Annotated in this window: 1 protein-coding gene; it reads right to left on the reverse strand. The window is 66.3% G+C overall.

The window, feature by feature from the left end:
• Nucleotides 1-251 (reverse strand): hypothetical protein (locus R5H29_RS05470; RefSeq protein WP_332328881.1); only part of this gene is annotated, 251 nt, incomplete at its 3' end.
• Nucleotides 252-338 lie beyond the last annotated feature (87 nt).

The raw sequence follows: 338 nt of genomic DNA on the forward strand, positions 1-338 counted from the left end.
GACAGGCTGGGAATATATTTGATGTAGTCCTGGAAGTTGTTGACGTTGAGCTGGGCGAGCTTCTTGCTGTCCAGCACCTGGATAGCCTGCGGCACGCGCTGCAGCTTTTCCGAGCGCTTCTGCGCGGTGACGACGATTTCCTCGAGGCCGGGTGTGCCCGCCTTCGTTTGAACCGGTGCGACGGGCGGCGACGTGGCCGCGCCGAGAGCCATGGGCAGCGCGGCGAGCAGCGCGCGGGAGCGCCATCGCATTCCTGGTGTCCCCCCCTTACCCCGTGTGCCGCCTTGTCGTGCGGCTTGGTGGGGAGGGTCGCAGCGCGGAATCGCGGCGTCAACCGT

It is taken from the genome of Stenotrophomonas sp. A3_2 (genome assembly GCF_036624925.1).
GTDB classification, from domain to species: domain Bacteria; phylum Pseudomonadota; class Gammaproteobacteria; order Xanthomonadales; family Xanthomonadaceae; genus Stenotrophomonas; species Stenotrophomonas hibiscicola.